At 45.3% G+C, this 18,459-nt stretch carries 21 protein-coding genes and 1 pseudogene; 3 read left to right on the forward strand and 19 right to left on the reverse strand.

What is annotated here, in order from left to right:
- Positions 1–79 precede the first annotated feature (79 nt).
- The 13 genes from NXM86_RS09565 to NXM86_RS09625 all read right to left on the reverse strand — a co-directional run bounded on the left by NXM86_RS09565 (position 80) and on the right by NXM86_RS09625 (position 10,223).
- Positions 80–520 carry a YndM family protein gene (locus NXM86_RS09565; RefSeq protein WP_081188692.1) on the reverse strand — a complete coding sequence of 147 codons (441 nt, stop codon included), beginning with the start codon at positions 518–520 and terminating at the stop codon, positions 80–82.
- A gap of 103 nt (positions 521–623) precedes the next feature.
- Entirely contained in the window at positions 624–1,112 is a 489-nt protein-coding gene (locus NXM86_RS09570; protein ID WP_015863834.1) for a dihydrofolate reductase, read from the reverse strand.
- Positions 1,113–1,124: 12 nt separating this feature from the next.
- On the reverse strand, positions 1,125–1,919 hold the full coding sequence (gene thyA / locus NXM86_RS09575; RefSeq protein WP_062678654.1) for a thymidylate synthase: 795 nt from the start codon (positions 1,917–1,919) through the stop codon (positions 1,125–1,127).
- Between the two features lie 61 nt (positions 1,920–1,980).
- On the reverse strand, positions 1,981–2,688 hold the full coding sequence (locus NXM86_RS09580) for an anthrax toxin lethal factor-related metalloendopeptidase (RefSeq protein WP_498957915.1): 708 nt from the start codon (positions 2,686–2,688) through the stop codon (positions 1,981–1,983).
- Positions 2,689–2,835: 147 nt separating this feature from the next.
- A complete protein-coding gene (locus tag NXM86_RS09585; protein WP_498957916.1) occupies positions 2,836–3,447 on the reverse strand; it encodes a YpjP family protein in 612 nt (203 codons plus the stop codon).
- 11 nt (positions 3,448–3,458) lie between these two features.
- A complete protein-coding gene (locus NXM86_RS09590) occupies positions 3,459–4,628 on the reverse strand; it encodes an LL-diaminopimelate aminotransferase (RefSeq protein WP_498957917.1) in 1,170 nt (389 codons plus the stop codon).
- Positions 4,629–4,893: 265 nt separating this feature from the next.
- Positions 4,894–5,025 (reverse strand): YuzL family protein, encoded by a 132-nt coding sequence (locus NXM86_RS09595; protein WP_073967943.1) that lies wholly within the window; start codon positions 5,023–5,025, stop codon positions 4,894–4,896.
- A gap of 147 nt (positions 5,026–5,172) precedes the next feature.
- The gene (locus NXM86_RS09600) at positions 5,173–5,610 is read right to left on the reverse strand and encodes a BrxA/BrxB family bacilliredoxin (RefSeq protein WP_081188696.1); all 438 of its coding nucleotides are present in this window, start codon (positions 5,608–5,610) and stop codon (positions 5,173–5,175) included.
- A 183-nt stretch (positions 5,611–5,793) separates the two neighbouring features.
- Positions 5,794–6,924, reverse strand: a complete 1,131-nt coding sequence (locus tag NXM86_RS09605; protein WP_498957918.1) for a conserved virulence factor C family protein — start codon at positions 6,922–6,924, stop codon at positions 5,794–5,796.
- Between the two features lie 22 nt (positions 6,925–6,946).
- Positions 6,947–8,833 (reverse strand): ABC-F family ATP-binding cassette domain-containing protein, encoded by a 1,887-nt coding sequence (locus tag NXM86_RS09610; protein ID WP_375217043.1) that lies wholly within the window; start codon positions 8,831–8,833, stop codon positions 6,947–6,949.
- 242 nt (positions 8,834–9,075) lie between these two features.
- Positions 9,076–9,552 (reverse strand): glutathione peroxidase, encoded by a 477-nt coding sequence (locus NXM86_RS09615; RefSeq protein ID WP_062754378.1) that lies wholly within the window; start codon positions 9,550–9,552, stop codon positions 9,076–9,078.
- Between the two features lie 51 nt (positions 9,553–9,603).
- A complete protein-coding gene (locus tag NXM86_RS09620) occupies positions 9,604–10,125 on the reverse strand; it encodes a hypothetical protein (protein ID WP_171699184.1) in 522 nt (173 codons plus the stop codon).
- Positions 10,095–10,223: a hypothetical protein gene (locus NXM86_RS09625; RefSeq protein WP_141103864.1), complete on the reverse strand. Its 129-nt coding sequence runs from the start codon at positions 10,221–10,223 to the stop codon at positions 10,095–10,097. Before NXM86_RS09625 ends, NXM86_RS09620 begins: the two co-directional genes overlap by 31 nt.
- Positions 10,224–10,383: 160 nt before the next feature.
- Here NXM86_RS09625 and metA point away from each other — a divergent pair, with 160 nt between their 5' ends.
- Entirely contained in the window at positions 10,384–11,292 is a 909-nt protein-coding gene (gene metA, locus NXM86_RS09630; protein ID WP_171699185.1) for a homoserine O-acetyltransferase MetA, read from the forward strand.
- A 750-nt stretch (positions 11,293–12,042) separates the two neighbouring features.
- Here metA and NXM86_RS09635 read toward each other — a convergent pair.
- The gene (locus NXM86_RS09635; protein ID WP_089097579.1) at positions 12,043–12,723 is read right to left on the reverse strand and encodes a class I SAM-dependent methyltransferase; all 681 of its coding nucleotides are present in this window, start codon (positions 12,721–12,723) and stop codon (positions 12,043–12,045) included.
- Between the two features lie 72 nt (positions 12,724–12,795).
- On the opposite strand from NXM86_RS09635, the gene NXM86_RS09640 reads away from it, so the two are divergent.
- Both NXM86_RS09640 and NXM86_RS09645 read left to right on the forward strand, forming a co-directional pair.
- Entirely contained in the window at positions 12,796–13,029 is a 234-nt protein-coding gene (locus NXM86_RS09640; protein WP_062754150.1) for a DUF3892 domain-containing protein, read from the forward strand.
- Between the two features lie 30 nt (positions 13,030–13,059).
- The gene (locus NXM86_RS09645; protein ID WP_171699186.1) at positions 13,060–13,209 is read left to right on the forward strand and encodes a hypothetical protein; all 150 of its coding nucleotides are present in this window, start codon (positions 13,060–13,062) and stop codon (positions 13,207–13,209) included.
- A 17-nt stretch (positions 13,210–13,226) separates the two neighbouring features.
- Here NXM86_RS09645 and cobO read toward each other — a convergent pair whose 3' ends face one another.
- The 5 genes and pseudogenes from cobO to NXM86_RS09670 form a co-directional block, all read right to left on the reverse strand.
- Positions 13,227–13,772 carry a cob(I)yrinic acid a,c-diamide adenosyltransferase gene (gene cobO, locus NXM86_RS09650; RefSeq protein ID WP_041269653.1) on the reverse strand — a complete coding sequence of 182 codons (546 nt, stop codon included), beginning with the start codon at positions 13,770–13,772 and terminating at the stop codon, positions 13,227–13,229.
- Positions 13,759–14,538 (reverse strand): uroporphyrinogen-III C-methyltransferase, encoded by a 780-nt coding sequence (gene cobA, locus NXM86_RS09655; RefSeq protein ID WP_015863818.1) that lies wholly within the window; start codon positions 14,536–14,538, stop codon positions 13,759–13,761. Before cobA ends, cobO begins: the two co-directional genes overlap by 14 nt.
- Positions 14,535–15,590: a nicotinate-nucleotide--dimethylbenzimidazole phosphoribosyltransferase gene (gene cobT / locus NXM86_RS09660; RefSeq protein WP_062754152.1), complete on the reverse strand. Its 1,056-nt coding sequence runs from the start codon at positions 15,588–15,590 to the stop codon at positions 14,535–14,537. The genes cobA and cobT overlap by 4 nt, the downstream gene beginning before the upstream one ends.
- A pseudogene (locus NXM86_RS09665) lies at positions 15,590–17,102 on the reverse strand (cobyric acid synthase). Before NXM86_RS09665 ends, cobT begins: the two are co-directional and overlap by 1 nt.
- Positions 17,095–18,459, reverse strand: a complete 1,365-nt coding sequence (locus NXM86_RS09670) for a cobyrinic acid a,c-diamide synthase CobB (protein WP_089097576.1) — start codon at positions 18,457–18,459, stop codon at positions 17,095–17,097. The pseudogene NXM86_RS09665 and the gene NXM86_RS09670 overlap by 8 nt, the downstream one beginning before the upstream one ends.

The following is an 18,459-nucleotide window of genomic DNA, read 5'->3' on the forward strand; positions in this document are numbered from 1 at the left end:
TGTTTATGATTATGCATTTAAGTAGAATAGAATTAATCTTTGGCGTGCTTTTTTACGTATAACATAAAAGACGACCCTCTTACGTGCGGTCGTCTTTCTCCTGATCATATTCCTCGGCAAACTCCGTCGCCCACCTTCCTTCGTCATACCACCGATACGCTTGTTCTTTTCTTTCCTCATCAAGCACACGGTTTTCCATAAACAGATGAAAAAACGCTTCGATCGCACCGATTGCCAGCGCGCAATAAAACGAAGCGTACGCCATATTGACAGTCGGTTCAATCAGTGCGTAGCTAGTGAGCCAAATAAGCAAAAACGCAAGCGGAACATCAGCAATCGCTGCTGCCAAATTGCCAAAGCGCGGCAGAATAAATAGATCACCGATGAGATAAGAAACTACAGCGGTTCCTGCCGTTATGATGAGTATGAGAAGCAACGGAGCATTAAAAATCGTAAAAATAGAAAGCAGCACTACACTCCACCCAATAAATTTAATCGCCAATGGAACGATATGCTTCATCGTATTCCTCCATTTCCATCCTCTTTTACTGTTATCGTTCCTTTTTTATGCTGCTTCTATTCGATTGAAAAGAAAAACGTGTTCCGCCGAAAAGCGAAACACGTTAACGTTTGCGTTCATAAACGATAAACGCATAATCATATGGATTTTTTTCATCTTTTATTCCCTTCGTATAGGAAACGAGCCGCCACTCTGACTCTTCAAAATCCGGATAAAACGTATCACCCGGAAAATTCGCCTCAATTTTCGTTATGTAGAGACGGTCGGCAAACGGCAATGTCGCTTGAAACAATTCCGCACCGCCAATGACAAACACTTCATCATCGCGCTTAGCGGCAAACTGACGAATCGCTTCGATCGAATGGATCACCGTACATCCTTCTGCCTGAAACGACCGATTCCGCGTCACAATGACATTTTCTCTTCCCGGAAGCGGCCGCCCGATGGATTCAAACGTTTTGCGCCCCATAATAATGGCATGGCCCATCGTTACTTTTTTAAAATACGCTAAATCAGCAGGCAAATGCCATGGCAGGCGGTTGTCTTTGCCAATGACACGGTTTTGGTCCATGGCGACAATATGTGAAATCATTCTATCTCTCCTTTATACGGCAACCGGCGCTTTAATATGCGGATGAGGATCATAGTCGACAATTTCAAAATCCTCGAATTCATATTCAAAAATCGAAGCAGGCTTCCGCTTGATCACCAGCTTCGGAAGCGGTCGCGGTTCTCTCGTCAGTTGTAGTTTGGCTTGCTCAAGATGATTTTTATACAAATGTACATCGCCGCCGCTAAAAATCAATTCGCCGACATCTAAATCGCACTGCTGGGCGATCATATGCGTCAACAGCGCATAGCTGGCGATGTTAAACGGCAAACCTAAAAACGTATCAACGGAACGTTGCTGCCACATGCAAGAAAGCTTCCCGTCTGCCACATAAAATTGAAACGCATAATGGCAAGGCGGCAGTTTCATTTTATCTAGCTCTGCCACATTCCACGCGCTTACTAATAAGCGGCGGGAATTTGGGTTTCGTTTAATTTCTTCAATAACCCAGCTGATTTGATCCACCGTTTTGCCATCGGCCCCTTTCCATGAACGCCACTGCGCGCCGTATATCGGGCCTAACTCGCCGTTTTCATCCGCCCACTCATCCCAGATCGTCACGCCGTTTTCCTGCAAATAACGAACGTTCGTATCTCCTTTTAAAAACCATAATAATTCGTAAATGATCGAACGGATATGTAATTTTTTAGTTGTTAAGAGTGGGAATCCTTCCTGCAAATTAAAACGCAGCTGACGACCAAACACGGATAACGTCCCGACCCCAGTACGGTCGTCTTTTTCTACTCCGTTTTCGAGAATATCTTCTAGTAATTGTAAGTATTGACGCAATGTTATCACCTCACGTTCTATCATAGCATAAAGGAATCTCATTCAGAAACAAAAAAAGAGCTCACAAACGAGCTCTTTCAGCCAAATGGCGAATAAACTGATACGTTTTTGGGGCAGCAATTTGCAAATGCCTGCGTGTCTCATCGCTATAGTAATAGTACGCAAACGATTCGGCAAAATACTCTTCCGGATACGTAAGGAAATAATAGTGATCTGGAAACAGTTTCGCTGCTTCTTCCTGCCAAATCGAACGGAAAGCCGCCGTCTCATGAATATGATCGAACACGATGTAATCGATGGAATGTGCAAACTCATGCAATTCCAAATTGACCGAACCATGCCCTTTTCCCTTCTCGCTGTGGCCGATTTTAACGAGCACTAAATGTGAGCCGCCAAGCCCTGGAACATCATCCCATGTTGTCGAAGAGGACAAATATCCGCGCGGCGTTTTTCCGTGTAAGTGCCTCGCCGACGGTTCATCGGTAATCTTTCCAGTCAACAGCTGAATGTAAATATGATGATCCGCCGCTTTTTGCAATATGGATGGGGCGATATGGGCAAGCGTATCAATCATTTTTTTCGCCTCATGATGGGAAAAGTTCGTTTCCGGAACAATGATCATTTTTCTTAATATATCGTGCGGCATTGTATGTTTAATGTCTATATTGCTATCAACAAGCAAAATGCCGTGCGCGGCAGGATACGGGGAAAGCGAAAGAAGCGGAACGATCGCCAACATTATCATGATCCAAAAAAGAATCCGTTTCATGATCCTTTCCCCCGCTTCTTTTACTACAAATATGAAAATCTCTTTTTCTATTAAATTGTAACACACAAAAAAACGAGGACAAATGTGTAAAATAAGGAAGCGGGATCAGCGGGAAACGTTCATGTGGAAACGGAGCAAAAAAACCGTTCACGTCCGCCATTGCGGCGGCGTATTTTTATCCCAATAAATTTTTCCTAGCTCGTAATGGGTTTGGAAATTGTCGTGGCACGTATGGTAATGAAATTGAAACCAATACCCATCTTGCGGCGGATGTTCGCGCCTGACGTGAAAACGGATAATATCCTCTCCTGTGTCGACGCGGTAAATATGAAAAATGCGCTCTCCCATCCCGCCTGATGGGTTTTCCGTCACCTCCAAATACTGCAGCTGTTCTTCCGGGTATTGCTCAGCAAGCGACGCAATCACTTCCTCAATGCGCGGCAAAATCACATCGCGAAACTCTTCTTCAATAACAGGAGCGATTTTGCTGCCAAATTTTTCGTACGATTGCACGACCGCTTTCTCCATCGTCTGCTCAATAAATTGCTGCCGAGTCAAAACCGGTGCTTGCATTTCCCGCTCAGCTGTAACGGACGTAATTGGCGATCCGCTATGATTATTTTGCCAATCAGAAGACGGCGAATCATCTGACGCTGGTTCATCAGCAGCCATTAATGAAGAAGGTGGTGTGACAAGACCAAACGTACATACCGTGATCGCGACAACGAGCGTTTTTCTTAACCATTTTGGCAGCTTCACACCTCTTCACCTCACTTTGCTGAAAAAATTCCGCTTTGTTTCAACTTTTCTACTGCCCGCAATAGTTTGTCTTCTCCTTCTACAAGCGCGATACGCACATACCCTTCTCCGCTCGGTCCAAACGCATGACCGGGTGTAACGACGACACCGGCACGATCGATTAACGCATAGGTAAAATCAAGGGAATTCCATCCTTTCGGAATTTCCGCCCATATAAACATGCCCGCTTTCGGACGGTCGACATGCCATCCAATCGAAGCAAGACCGTCTACGAAGCAATCGCGGCGGGATTGATAAATAGCCCGGTTTTGTTCGCAAAATGACGCACCTTCTGTTAACGCCGCAATCGCGGCTTGCTGAATCGGCAAAAATATGCCGTAATCCAAATTCGATTTAAAATTGCTAAGGATGCGGATGATTTCTTCATTTCCGCAAATATAACCAATGCGGCAGCCGGCCATATTGTAGCTTTTCGATAACGAATTGATTTCAATGCCAACCTCTTTCGCACCAGGCACCGATAAAAAGCTGATCGGCTTTTGTCCGTCGTAATACAGTTCGCTATAAGCAAAATCGGAGACAACGATAATGTTATATCGTTTTGCAAATTCAACCACTTCCCGGAAAAACGGTTCCGTTGCCAACGCGGGAACGGGATTCCCCGGAAAGTTTAAAAACATAAGCACCGCTTTTTCTGCTATCTCTTGCGGAATTTCCCGCAGATTTGGCAGGAAATCGTTTTCTTTTCGAAGCGGCATGAAATAAGGAACAGCTTCGGCCATCGCAATGCCTGTTGCATATGCCGGATAGCCGGGATCAGGAACAAGAATAATATCCCCTGGGTCCGCAAATGCCATTGGCAGGTGAACAAGCCCGTCTTGTGAACCGATGGCATACATGATTTCTGTTTCCGGATGAAGCGATACATGATGCGCTGTTTGATAATAAAACGCCACTGCTTCATGAAATTCGCGTGTACCTTTCAGCGTATATCCATATGCTTTTGGATCGCTCGCATAACGGCTAAGCGCTTCCATGACAAATGGCGGCGGCGGTAAATCTGGACTGCCGATGCTTAAATCAATCATATCATTTTTTTCGCTGCATTTTTGTTTTATATAGATTGATAGTTCGCTAAAAATCGATGTGGAAAAAGCTTTCATACGCGTTGCCAACTTCATTGCTCCATCTCCCCCTGCTTACGCATGGAAAAACGCTTTCTTTTTCCGCTTTAAATGATATATACTATGAATATATAAAGAATTAAATTATTTAAATTATATAAATAGTGTATCATACTTTACCATAGAAAACATATAGAGAAAGGCGGGAAACAGCATGAACACAATCTTTTTTGCGGCAAGCATTATTACGATTCTTTATTTTATTTATAGCTGTATTGCAAATGCATAAGAAAAACTCGCAGGTTGACTGCGAGTTTTTCTGTTAATCGATTTTTGTTTTCTTGCGGGCGGAGTCAAGCTCGTATGCGCCCGTTTCTGTTTGCGTTGTTCCTTGGCCTTTCACGTTTGGAGCGCCTAATCCCGCTTTGGACGGATCTTTTTTCCGTTTCGGCATCACATGTCACCTCCGCCTTTAACGTTCCCTTGCAACTTTCTTTCTATTCCTTTTCGTTAACCGTTCGCTCTTCATTTGTCGATGCTCGGTTCCTTTAAGTGAGTGATTGATAACGACGCATAAAAAAAGGATGCCTAAATAAGCATCCTATTCGCAATATTTTTCAAATGCGTTCATAATGTTTTCCATTACTGCTTCCATCGATTGAAATTCAATTTCCTCGCGTGGAATAAAATGAACGACCTCTTTTCCCTTTAAGAGCGCCATCGATGGAGAAGATGGTGCAATCCCAACGAAATACTCGCGCATTTTTGCCGTCGCTTCTCTATCTTGACCGGCAAACACCGTCACTAAATGATCTGGTTTTTTCTCACTGTTTAAAACAGCCTGTGTTGCCGCTGGCCGTGCCAATCCCGCTGCGCATCCACAAACGGAGTTGACCACCACAAACGTCGTGCCTTCGACGTTTTCCATAAATTGTTCTACTTCTTCGCTCGTGCGAAGTTCGCGGAATCCGGCGTTCACCAATTCGTCGCGCATTGGCTGCACAAGCTGGCGCATATATTCTTCATAAGCCATGGACATAACCCAATCCCTCCAAACCATTTTTGCTGGCATCAGAATACTATTTTATTTCCAAAAAATCAATAAAAATAACTGATACGATCGTACTTACGTTATAAATGATGCAAACATTACACATAAAGACGTAAAAAGAAAAGGTGTAATCAAGTGTAGCGTGCCTTTTCCAATTTTTATCACTCTTTACTATTGACCTTTTCTTCTGCTTTCCGTCATTTGTTTCCAAACCGATCCTTTCGCTTCCTCGCCGCCTTCAATGCGCTCGATCGCCATTTTCACTTGCATGCTCACTTCAAATTCCGGATCGTTTTCCGCCGCCTTTAATGCCGGCAATGCCGATTCATCGCCGACTTCGTATAAAAACATGGCAGCGCGCCAACGGACAAGCTTGCTTGGGTCTTTCAGCGCCTCAATCATCACTGGAATGGCTTCCGGATCTCCAATATCGGATAAGCAGTCTCCCGCCGTCCGCCGCACGGAAACCGCCTTATCTTTCAGTGCTTCATATAAATACGGCAATACTTTTTTGCCGCCGATCATTCCTAAATACGCAGTAGCCAAGCGGCGAATCGCTACTTTTTCATCTTTTAGCGCTTTTGCGAGCACCGGTATATCGTCTTCTGTCGGCTCCGCCATTTGTTCTAGCGCCGCATATCGTTTCGTCCAATCCGGATCATCGAGCATTTCTTCCGTCACTTTGATGCTTATACGTTTTTGCGTCTTTGCTTGCTCGCCGCGGCGAAACATTTGAACAATGCGCTCTAATCGTTCCGGCGGGTATGCAGCGGAAAGTTCTTCAACCATTTCATTGCCGATTTCCTCAAAGGTGCCGTAACGCACGCCTTTTTCCACCCATTTTCGCTCTAACACGATATTGCCCGAATATTTCTGCGCTTCAATGACCGCATCCATAAACTGTTTCGGAAGCCCAACGCGATGCTCTCGTTCGCCATCTATTAATTTCACTTGCATCGGCAAACCGTATAACATTTGTACATATACTTTCACTTCACCAAAATGTTCGTTTGGCTTTTTCGTTTCTCCTTGCTCGTTTTCTACCTCCTCTCCAAACACTTCGCGTACTTTCGTTAAAATCTCTTTCCAGTCGTATTTCGGATTGCGCTCAATGGCCAAAAAGTCAGCGACATGATAAATTCCTTTTACCCCTTCAATTTTCATTAGCTGTTGAATAAGAGGAGGTGCCGTATCGACGTTGTCCGGTTTATAATTATTTCTGGTGCCAGACGGCAGTTCCTCATCCAACAATACTTTCATCGTGTTTGGACTCGGGGTTGGTTCAATCGATTTAATTTTCAACAGCGTTCCCTCCTTTTTCTTTTTATGACGATTCTACGAGCTCTGATAACTCCGCCCAACGTTCCAAAAGCGAATCTAACTTTGCTGAAAGATTTTCATATTCTTGTGAGAGCTGCTGGATTTTTTCATAATTGCTCGCAAATGTTTCCATCTCTTCGGCTACTTGCTGCAATTTTGTTTCAAGTGCAGCGATGTTGGCTTCGATTTCTTCCCATTCTTTTTGTTCTTTAAACGTCAAACGGCGTTTCGTTTGTTTCTTTAGCGTTTTCGTTTCTTTTGGTGCTTGTTTTTCCTGTTTTTGCATTGATTTCCTCAGCAGCTGCTCTTCTAAGTATGCGGAATATTCGCCAAAGTAAGTGGATATTCGTCCGTTTCCTTCTAAAATCAAAAGCTGGTCAGCGACTTTATCTAAAAAGTAGCGGTCATGTGATACGGTAACGACAACGCCAGGAAATGACTGCAAATAATCTTCAAGCACGGTCAACGTTTGCGTATCGAAATCGTTCGTCGGCTCATCGAGCAATAAGACGTTCGGTTCCGTCATCAACAAGCGCAATAAATATAAACGGCGTTTTTCCCCTCCGGACAGTTTGCGAATCGGCGTTCCATGCATATGCATTGGAAACAAAAACTGCTCAAGCAACTGCGCGGCGGAGATCGTCTCTCCGTCGATGGTGCGTATTGCCTCGCCCGCTTCGCGAATATATTCGATGACTCGTTTCTGCTCGTCCATTTCCACATGCTCTTGCGTATAATAGGCAATTTTGACAGTCGGACCGATTTCCACCTCTCCTTCTTCCGGCTGCAGCCGTCCGGCGATGATATTAAGCAAAGTGGATTTGCCACTGCCGTTCGGCCCGACAATGCCAATGCGGTCACCCGGTTTGACAAGCAGGTTAAAGGAATGAAAGAGCTGCTTGCCGCCAAACGAATGGCTGATTCGCTTCAGCTCGATCACCTTTTTGCCAAGCCGGCTACCGCCCAGCTTCATCTCCAGCTGCCCGCTTTTTTCCGTCGGCAGTGACGCTTCGAGCTGGGCAAACCGCTTCAGACGCGCCTTTTGTTTCGTTGTCCGCGCTTTTGCTCCGCGTTTTACCCATTCGAGCTCACGGCGGTATAAATGATAACGTTTTTCCGCGGCAGTACGTTCTTGTTCTTCCCGAAGGGCTTTTGCCTCCAAAAATGCGGCATAATTCCCTACATACGTGTATAACTTGCCACGGTCCAGTTCAAAAATGCGATTGGTGACGCGGTCCAAAAAATAACGATCGTGCGTGACAAACAATACCGCTCCTTGATAACGTGATAAATATTCTTCTAACCAACGAATGGCTTCATAATCAAGATGGTTCGTCGGCTCATCAAGAATCAGTAAATCTGGTGCTTCAATGAGCGCCTGCGCCAGCGCTACCCGCCGTTTTTGCCCTCCCGACAGCTCGCCGATTCGTTTCGTCATATCAGAAATGCCTAGCTTTGTCAAAATCGCTTTTGCATTGGCATTCGCATCCCATGCATTTTGCGCATCCATTTGTTGCTGGCAGGCATACAAGCGAGCCTGACGCTTTTCATCAAGGGGATGTTCTTCCAGCTCGGCAAGCGCCAGTTCATATTCACGCAAAAGGCGAATAAGAGGGGTATCCCGATGGAATACTTGTTCTAAAACGGTAAAATCATGACGAAACTCCGGCTCCTGCGGCAAATAACCGATCGTGAAATCTTTTGAATAAGTAATTTGTCCTTCATCAGGCGCATCCGCCCCGGCAATTATGCGCAATAATGTTGATTTTCCAGCGCCATTGACGCCGATAATGCCGATGCGCTCCCCTTCTTTAATCGTAAAAGACAGTTGTTGAAATAACACCTTTTCTCCGTAGCTTTTTGCGATATTTTCCACCGTTAACATTTTCATGGCAACCATCCCACTCTCGTTTGAGCTTCTCGCCGACGAAAGTCAGCAGTTAGGCACCCGCACCTGCGTGCATTTCGTTCCGTTAAGTATCAGCGGCAAATGACCTATTGTTTCTTAGAACTCCATCCGGCTAAGACATATTAGAATGATAACAGAAATTTGCATGCTTTATAAACCTATAAAACAACTATATCTATCGGCCAAAAGCCGTCTTTCTCATCGGAAATACATTTTTTCCTTTATTACAACAGTTCTTCAATTTCGTTTTTTAACTCGCTCGGCTTCGTTTGTGAAGCAAAACGTGCGACCACATTTCCGTTTCGATCCACTAAAAACTTCGTAAAGTTCCATTTAATCGCCTTCGTTCCAAGCACACCTGGGGCTTTTTCCTTTAAATACTGAAAAAGCGGATGAGCATTTTCACCATTGACATCGACTTTGGCAAACATCGGGAAAGTTACCCCGTAATTGACTTGGCAAAACTGTTCAATCTCTTCTTCCGTGCCCGGCTCTTGATGGCCAAATTGATTGCACGGAAAACCAAGAACGACAAAACCGCGGTCGCGGTACTGCTCATATAGCTCCTGCAGCTCTTTATATTGCGGGGTAAAGCCGCATTTGCTTGCCGTATTGACAATCAGCAACACTTTCCCTTTATAATCCGCCAGCGACTGTTCTTCCCCGCGAATCGTTTTTACAGTAAAATCATAAACGCTCATCGTTTTCACCTCTCTTTTCATCATAATGAATTTTCCGGCGTTTTTCCACTTCTAGGACTTGTAAAATGGCTGCAGCTGTTCAAGCGAATCAAGCATATACGGGATCATCTCCTGCAAATCATCGACATTGTCTTCATAAATAAGGCGGCCGAATTCGATCGTTACTTCGTTATGATACACAGACTCTTCATTAGGAAAATCATGACTTAACGTTTGTCGAATGATTCGCTTGTCTCCCCAAATGCGAAGCAACGTGCCCTCAATAAGAGAGCACGTTGTATGCCGTCGGATCGGCAAAGAGAACGCAATCATCAGCTTGCATCCTGGGCGGGCTGCGCGCTGAAGCAGTTCTTGCGCAATTTGTTCCAAGTCCATTTCCAATCGAATCGTACATGATATATTTTGTTTATGATCAGATGATAAACAAAACGTAATCGTATATGCACGCGAAAAGTGAGCCAAGTCGACCATATCGTGACGATCGATTACAATGATTTCTCCCGCTAAATCAAGGTCATATACCGCTCCTTCGAGCACTGTTTTCAAATTATCAAACGCAGTTGGATCAAACATCCAATCTCCCCTTTAAAATAAGCCGACAGCATTCCGTTTTCATCGACGTTCATGCGAAGCGCCGCTGGCTGTTTCGGCAAGCCTGGCATCGTCATCACATTTTCAACTCCACGCCAGTCGACGTCTTAAATCCACATACGTAATGAATGTAAACATATACATTTTACCACTTGTACAAATGGAAAAAAATTCGTTGAATAAAATTTGTAATGTTTTTATAATTAAGTTATTTAAAACAAAGAATGGAGGGTGAGACTGTTGCCAATCAATATTCCAAAAGATTTACCGGCAAAAGAAATACTAGAACAAGAAAATATTTTTGTAATGGATGAAGAACGGGCGTATTCTCAAGACATTCGTCCGTTAAATATAGTCATTTTAAACTTAATGCCGGAAAAAGAAAAAGCGGAAACACAGTTATTGCGTCTTCTTGGCAATTCGCCGCTTCAAGTGAATGTGACATTTTTGCGCCCGGCAACACACGAATCAAAGACGACAAGCAAGCATCATCTCGATCAATTTTATACCATCTTTCCACATATCCGCCATCGGAAGTTCGATGGAATGATTATTACCGGTGCTCCGGTCGAACAAATGCCGTTTGAAAAAGTAACATATTGGAACGAACTGACAGAAATTATGGAATGGACGAAAACAAATGTGACATCAACGCTACATATTTGCTGGGGAGCGCAGGCGGGGCTTTATTATCATTACGGCATTCCGAAATACCAGCTCCCACAAAAATGCTTCGGTATTTTCGAACATTCGCTTGAAGTAAAAAATGTCAAACTATTGCGCGGGTTTGACGATGTGTTTCGCATGCCGCATTCACGTCATACCGACGTCAAACGCGAAGATATTGAAAAAGTGCCAGAACTGACGATTTTATCCGTTTCCGAAAAAGCCGGCGTATGTTTAGTCGCCTCCAACGATGGCAAGCAAATCTTTTTAACCGGCCATCCGGAATACGATGCTACGACATTAAAAGAGGAATATGAACGCGATTTAGCCAAGGGGCTTCCAATCCACATTCCGGAATCGTACTTCCCAAACGACGATCCAACGAAAGAGCCGCTTAACACTTGGCGCTCTCATGCGAATTTATTGTTTGTCAACTGGCTGAACTATTACGTTTATCAAGAAACGCCATATGAGTGGGAATAAGTATATTCTTTTGAATAAAATTCACTTATCTCTCCTAATAATTGCGTGGTCAAAATGTGGTCAAGAAGGCAGGAGGATGACTCCGCCTTCTTTTTTATTCTTACACTCGATGGTGCTGCCATTTTCACGATAAAACAGCATGGTCGACACATTCCTTTTCCCTTGCATAAAGTAAATAACCGCTCATGATACTCTTTTTCCATTGCATCGTGCGTCAGGAAATTGGAGATGATCGATTTTTCCTATTGACAAATATAAAAAAAAGAACTATCCTAGTTCGCGATTGTTCACGGAAACTTCCTATTCCTCGACAAAACTAGTCAAAGGATTCGACAGCCCCTGGAACGAAGTTAACAACATAGAATAAGACACATCTAGAAAGGAATGAGTGGCACGTGAGAGCGGAACGGAGAAAGCAATGGAAAACGCATTGGCGCAAATACAAACATTTATATAAGGGTGCCCGCGTAGAACGCCGCAATAAATGGCGACAAAAATGGGAAGAAAAATATACAGCGAGCTAAAAAAACCTTGGTAGTACACCAAGGTTTTTTCACTTTCTTTCTTACGATTGTCCCATGCATTTTCATACAATACGGCAGCTTTTGATAAGAAATGTACGGAAAATAGGTTGCAACGGCATTAGTAACAGCTTTGCGTGAATGGTTGTGTTGTTTATCTTTTTTGCCGAGAAGCTCCCCACCTCTAAACGAAGCATAGGTGGGGGATGAATCGGCATTTTTTGTTTTTTTAGTTCTTACGCAACATAAATAACCACATAAACGTCAGTGCTTGTCTTAGTTCGATGGATAACTGCTGGACCAGCTTTTCGGGAACTCCCCGTTTATAAACACCTTGTCCATCGACAACATCCCAGCCGTTTTCCCTCGCTAATTGTTCAAACTCCCACGGCATCATTGTATTGCAAATAACCGGCTTTCCGTATAAACGAGGATAGCTGTTGACGCGCGGCGCAGCGGTCGGCCCGAGAATGCCGACACAAAAACAGCCGCCTCGCTTTAACACCCGTTTTGCTTCTTTTAGCGCTTCAAGCGGCCGTTCCGTCCACTCCAACGAATTGATTGCCATCGCTCCAGAAAACGTTTCATCAGCAAACGGCAATTTCATTAAGTCGCCTTGAATAAAGCGCAGCCTTTCGTTCTCTCCCCGCGCTTTCGCTTTTTCCACCATTTCGCTCGACAAATCGATGCCGATAACATCGTATCCTGTTTGATGCAGCTTCCACGCTCCATAACCATCCCCACACCCTAAATCAATGACATTGCTTCCTTTTGGAATATATGATGAAAGGAACGGAATAATCGTTTTCCGGCTTCCCCGCTCCCACATCTCTTCACTGCTTTGATGCCAAAAATCCGCTCTTTCGTCCCACTGTTTTTCCGCTTCTTTATGCCAGTCAAAAATGACCATCGTAACACCTCGTTCGAATAAAAATTGTCCTTTTACAAAAAATAATAATGCTGAAAGAAGGAGTGATTGTTCATGAACGGACAAGAAACATTTGTCACTGTCCAAAAAAATCATCAAGGAGACATCATTGGATTTAAAACATCCAAAGGGAGCGTATTATCGTATCGCAAAGCATTAATGGAAGTGGAAAACGGTGCGATTACCGGTGTCCATGTCGTTACCGAACACGATGGAGAACAATATATACGCTCCAATCCCGACGGAGATGCCTCCAACAATCTTGATCAACTTCCTACGTTTTCCTAATACTTATTTGTGGAAAGGACGTGCTAGCACATGACAAAAAGACCGAATAAAGGAAGCAAAAATCAGAACGCACCGACACAAGATGAAATGTCGCTCCTAAATGGACCGATCTCGGGCGACAACAGCAAAGGAAATAAACGTAATAAATCGCAAAACGACAAAACAGATCTTTATGAATGAATTAGAGAAGGGATGAGCTAAAGCTCAATCCCTTTCATTGCGGTAACGCCTTTCTCATAATCGTGTTTGATCAGTTTCATCTCCGTAACAATGTCAGCTGCCTCGATTAATTTCCTATTCGCCGAACGGCCGGTAATAACTAAATGAAGATCAGGTGGACGCTTTTCCATCAATCGAAGTACGTCTTGAACGGAGACGATATCATCGACCGGAAACCGGTCAATCGCAAGCGCATTGTTCAGTTCATCTAAAACAATCAAGTCGTACATACCCGATAACACTTTTTCTTTCGTAAATTCCCATGCCGCTTTCAATGCCTGACGATGCACTTCGGGCGTTTTCGTCCACGTAAACCCGGCGCCCATTTGATACATTTCGATCCCGAGTTTTTGAAATATAAGATGCTCTCCATACGTTCGTTCCGGTGACTTAATAAACTGAATGACGGCGACTTTTTTCCCTCTTCCCACCGCTCGTATCGCCAATCCGAGAGCGGCGGTCGTTTTTCCTTTTCCATCCCCCGTGTAAACGATGATGCGCCCTTTCTTTTTATATGGTGGCAACCGTCTCACCCCGGTCCATCTCAGCGAACCATTGAATCGTTTCACGAAGCCGAACGACCTCTCCGACAAGAATAATCGCTGGGTGGGAAAGATTCGCTTTCTTGACGATATCGGCAATCGTCTGCAGCGTGCCGACAGCCGTTCGCTGTCTCCGTGTCGTTCCCCATTCGATCACCGCCACAGGAGTATTCGACGGCTTTCCATGTTCGATTAGTTTTTGGCAAATATACGGCAAATTGCCGACACCCATATAAAAGGCAATCGTATCGCTTCCTTTCGCCAACCCTTCCCAATGAAGACGGTCATCTCCCTTTTCTTGACGGCCGTGGCCGGTAACAATGGTAAACGAAGCAGCATATTCCCGGTGTGTAACCGGTATGCCGGCATAAGCGGCAGCTGCGATTCCCGCCGTCACGCCAGGAACGATTTCAAACGGAATGCTGTGCTGCGCAAGCACCTCTGCTTCTTCCCCAGCCCGTCCAAAGACGCAAGGATCGCCTCCTTTTAGACGAGTGACGATTTTTCCTTGTTTTGCTTTTTCGACTAACAGTTCATGAATCCGCTCTTGAATGAGCGCGTGCTTTCCCGGCTCTTTTCCGCAGTAAATTAACTCAGCGCCGATTTTGGCGTATTTCAGTAATTTTTTATTAATTAACCGGTCGTAAATAATGACGTCAGCTTGTTGAATACATTCCAATCCATAGACAGTGATTAGCTTTTCATCACCGGGACCGGCACCAACGATATATACTTTTCCATTTGTCATGATTGTTTTCCTGCTCCTTCTACAGAATTTGAAATATGGGCAGAAGCAAATGTCGCCATTTCTTTTATCATCGTTGCCGCAAATGCCAGCAGCGGAAATGCAACAGCCGCACCGCTGCCTTCACCAAGTCGCATGCTTAAATCGATAAGCGGCTCTTTTCCTAATAATTCAAGAGCAATTTGATGGCCAATTTCTTGAGAACGATGACCGGCAATCATATAATCGGCAACATTCGGAGCAAAAAGCTTAGCTACAAGTGCAGCAACGGTACAAATAAATCCGTCCAATAAAATCGGAACGCGCCGCTCCGCTGCCGCTAGCATCGCCCCCACCATCGCGGCGATTTCCAAGCCACCGATTTTGGATAATAAATCAATCGGTTTAGACGGATCAGGCTGATGAAGTGACAACGCGCGGCGAATGACATTGACTTTATGCGCAATCTTCTCTTCCGAAATGCCTGTTCCTCTTCCGACAAGTTGTTCAATTGGCTTGCCGCTCACCGCCGCTAAAATCGCACTCGCGGTAGTCGTATTGCCGATGCCCATTTCACCGACAATGAGAGTACGCGCTCCTTGGTCGATTATTTCCTTTGCTTGTTCGTAACCAACTATTAGCGCTTGTTCCGCTTCCGCATTGCTCATCGCTTCCATTACGCAAAAATTGTTTGTCCCGTACCGCACTTTCTTGGAAACTACTGCTTCATGTTCAATTGGTGAAGCGACCCCAACATCAATAACGGCAAATATTGCGCCAATTTGCCGGCTGAATACGTTAATCGCCGCACCGCCTTGAACAAAATTCCACACCATTTGTGCCGTCACTTCTGGCGGAAACGCTGACACCCCTTCTTTCGCAACACCATGATCAGCCGCAAACACAAGGATACCCGGCGGCGAAACATCAGGAAATTTGTTCCCTGTCATTTCCGCCAGCTCCACCGCTAACTGTTCCAAACGACCAAGGCTGCCAACCGGTTTTGTCAATTGGTCGACGTAAGCGCATACCTCTTTTCCTGTTTTTTTATCAAGCTTTGGAATCGAAAATAACATTACACATCCCTCCTTTGAAACATATACATTTTTTCTTCGATTTCTTCGATGCAGACGTGCCGCTTCACATGATCGGCAAGGCGGTCAAAAGCTTGTTCTCTTATAGTACGGAAAGACTGGCGCCCGTAAATAGGCGCTAATCCTTTCTCGCGGCGAATTTTGTTCAATAACGCCTCACGGAACGCATCATTATGAAAAAGATCGTGAAAATAGGTACCGATCACCCGTTCATCTTTGCTTTTAGCGCCTTCCGCTCGCCCTTGGACATGGATGAAAGGGATATTTCCATCAAGTGGCTGCGAACGCCCCATATGTATCTCGTATCCTTTCACGAAAAAACGCTCACCCGCAAATGTCAATATTCCTTCCGAAAGAACGGTTGTTTTTTTACGCTCAAGCGTCGTTTCAATCGGAAGGAGATTCAATCCAGAAATTTCTCTTAGCGGTGTTTCCACACCAAATGGATCACGGATACGAGCACCTAACATTTGATAGCCGCCGCATATTCCGATAATCGTCACACGGTGATGTTTGTTGAGCTGTGCAATTTGCTCCGCAATCCCGTTTTTCTTCATATATAATAAGTCTTCAATGGTGTTTTTACTGCCCGGCAAAATCAACAAATCTGGCTGGCCAAGCTGGGCGGCTGTTGCCACAAAGCGGACGTGGCAGTCCGGTTCGGTCAAAAATGGATCCACATCTGTGAAATTAGATATTTTCGGATATCGAATAACAGCAATATCAATGTCTTTATCCGGATTTACGGCTGTGGACATTTGTTCTAAACTAACGGAGTCTTCCGCGTCAATATGTAAATCTTCTAAATATGGAACGACGCCTAACACCGGAACGCCGGTATATTGTTCGAACCAATCGAGCCCCGGCTTCAATAGTGCCAAATCGCCACGAAACTTATTAATGATCACGCCGATGATCCGCTTGCGATCTTCTTTGTCAAGCAACTGCAATGTTCCTACTAAACTGGCAAACACTCCACCGCGTTCAATATCGCCAATCAGCACGACCGGTGCGTTTGCCATCCGAGCGACGCGCATGTTGACAAGTTCGCGGTCGTTTTAAATTAATTTCTGCCGGACTTCCCGCTCCTTCGATTACAAGCCGGTCGTATTCATTCATTAAAACATCGAGCGACTCGCGGATAATCGCCAGCCCCTTTTCAAAAAATTCGCCGCGGTACGCGAACGCCTGCATATTTTTATACGGCTTTCCATGCACAACGATTTGCGATTCATGCTCGCGGCTCGGTTTAATTAAAATCGGATTCATATCCGTCGTCGCGACAACTCCGGCCGCTTCCGCCTGTATCCCTTGCGCCCGCCCGATTTCTTTTCCATCAACCGTCACATACGAGTTAAGAGACATGTTTTGCGATTTAAACGGCGCCGTTTTCCAGCCGTTTTTCGCGAAAATTCGGCAAAACGCCGTGGCAATAATGCTTTTTCCCGCGTCGGAATGCGTTCCTTGAAACATAATCGGCAACGCTTTAGCCATGGTCTTTCACCTTCTTGCATTTCGTTAGCCAATTTTCGACCATTTGCGGACAAGACGCAAAATGAAAATGGACATATCCTGCAATTAAGTTTTGATGCTGATAGCCATCTTTTTTCGTACCACGAAGCCCCGTTGTTTCATAGGCAAACGGAATCTCGCCGCGCGCTTCGTACGTGGAATAATGAAACTCATGCCCCCGCGCCCGCAGACCTTCCGGAAGCAAAAAGTTTCCTGGTTCTCCTTTCACCTCACGATATCCAAGCGCGACAAGCTTCGGCTGCATGACGATCCGTCCCGGAATGACGCCAACCATGTCATAATGCGCACCGTCCGTCGTTTCAATGCCTTCGGTTAAAAACATAAACCCCCCGCATTCCGCCAATGTCGGAAGCCCGCTTTCGATCGCAGTTTTGATCGACTGTTTGACGCTTTGCTGTTCGGACAGCTGTTTTGCGAACTCTTCGGGAAATCCGCCGCCGATGTATAACCCATGCACCCCATTTGGCAGCGGCTCACCGGCAAGCGGGGAGAAAAAGACTAACTCGGCGCCATACGCTTGTAACAGCTCTAAATTTTCCGGATAGTAGAAATGAAACGCCGCATCTTTTGCGACCGCAATCCGTACATCATACGATTTACTTATATCGAAATACGATTGTGGAACATTTAATGCTGGGGCTTCCGCCAGCTTTAGCAACGCGTTAAGATCCACCGTCTTGGCAATGCGCTCTCCTAATTCCGCAAAAAAGTGATCTAATTCCCCACGCTCAATCGATGGAATGAGTCCTAAATGACGCTCCGGAATGTGGAGCGCATCCTCTTTGGTTAAAAATCCGATCACGGGAATGCCGCATTCTTGTTCAATCGCCGTTTTTACAAGGCGAAAATGCCCTTCGCTGCCGACGCGGTTGGCAATCACTCCCGCAATGCGCACGCGTTCATCAAACGTTTGAAAGCCGCGGACAACCGCCGCCGCGCTCCGTGCCATGCCGGCGCAGTCGACGACCAATAACACCGGGCTATTCGTTAATACGCTGATTTCCGCCGTCGTTCCTTCGTTTGTCGTCGGCCGCTTCCCATCAAACATCCCCATGACTCCTTCGATAATGGCGATGTCAGCCCCTTCACAGCCTTTTGCGCAAATGGCTTGAACCGCTTCGTGTCCAACCATCCAGCTGTCCAAATTGCGCGACGGTCTGCCCGTGACAGCGGTATGATAGGTTGGGTCAATATAATCTGGGCCGCATTTAAACCCTTGTACAATGTAGCCTTTTTGTTTTAACGCCGCCATCAATCCAATCGTTATGGTCGTCTTGCCAACGCCGCTTCCCGTCCCGGCGATTACGATTCTTCTCAT

This window comes from Geobacillus sp. CX412 (assembly GCF_027942335.1).
GTDB lineage: Bacteria > Bacillota > Bacilli > Bacillales > Anoxybacillaceae > Parageobacillus_B > Parageobacillus_B toebii.

Coding starts and splice junctions, on each gene's coding strand:
- NXM86_RS09670 (WP_089097576.1), bottom strand. CDS start 18,459: ATGAGAAGAATCGTAATCGCCGGGACGGGAAGCGGCGTTGGCAAGACG.
- NXM86_RS09570 (WP_015863834.1), bottom strand. CDS start 1,112: ATGATTTCACATATTGTCGCCATGGACCAAAACCGTGTCATTGGCAAA.
- cobT (WP_062754152.1), bottom strand. CDS start 15,590: ATGTTATTTTCGATTCCAAAGCTTGATAAAAAAACAGGAAAAGAGGTA.
- NXM86_RS09595 (WP_073967943.1), bottom strand. CDS start 5,025: ATGCCGAAACGGAAAAAAGATCCGTCCAAAGCGGGATTAGGCGCTCCA.
- NXM86_RS09600 (WP_081188696.1), bottom strand. CDS start 5,610: ATGTCCATGGCTTATGAAGAATATATGCGCCAGCTTGTGCAGCCAATG.
- cobA (WP_015863818.1), bottom strand. CDS start 14,538: ATGACAAATGGAAAAGTATATATCGTTGGTGCCGGTCCCGGTGATGAA.
- NXM86_RS09640 (WP_062754150.1), top strand. CDS start 12,796: ATGAACGGACAAGAAACATTTGTCACTGTCCAAAAAAATCATCAAGGA.
- NXM86_RS09580 (WP_498957915.1), bottom strand. CDS start 2,688: ATGAAACGGATTCTTTTTTGGATCATGATAATGTTGGCGATCGTTCCG.
- NXM86_RS09610 (WP_375217043.1), bottom strand. CDS start 8,833: ATGAAAATGTTAACGGTGGAAAATATCGCAAAAAGCTACGGAGAAAAG.
- NXM86_RS09615 (WP_062754378.1), bottom strand. CDS start 9,552: ATGAGCGTTTATGATTTTACTGTAAAAACGATTCGCGGGGAAGAACAG.
- NXM86_RS09645 (WP_171699186.1), top strand. CDS start 13,060: ATGACAAAAAGACCGAATAAAGGAAGCAAAAATCAGAACGCACCGACA.
- NXM86_RS09590 (WP_498957917.1), bottom strand. CDS start 4,628: ATGAAGTTGGCAACGCGTATGAAAGCTTTTTCCACATCGATTTTTAGC.
- NXM86_RS09565 (WP_081188692.1), bottom strand. CDS start 520: ATGAAGCATATCGTTCCATTGGCGATTAAATTTATTGGGTGGAGTGTA.
- NXM86_RS09635 (WP_089097579.1), bottom strand. CDS start 12,723: ATGGTCATTTTTGACTGGCATAAAGAAGCGGAAAAACAGTGGGACGAA.
- NXM86_RS09620 (WP_171699184.1), bottom strand. CDS start 10,125: ATGTTTGATCCAACTGCGTTTGATAATTTGAAAACAGTGCTCGAAGGA.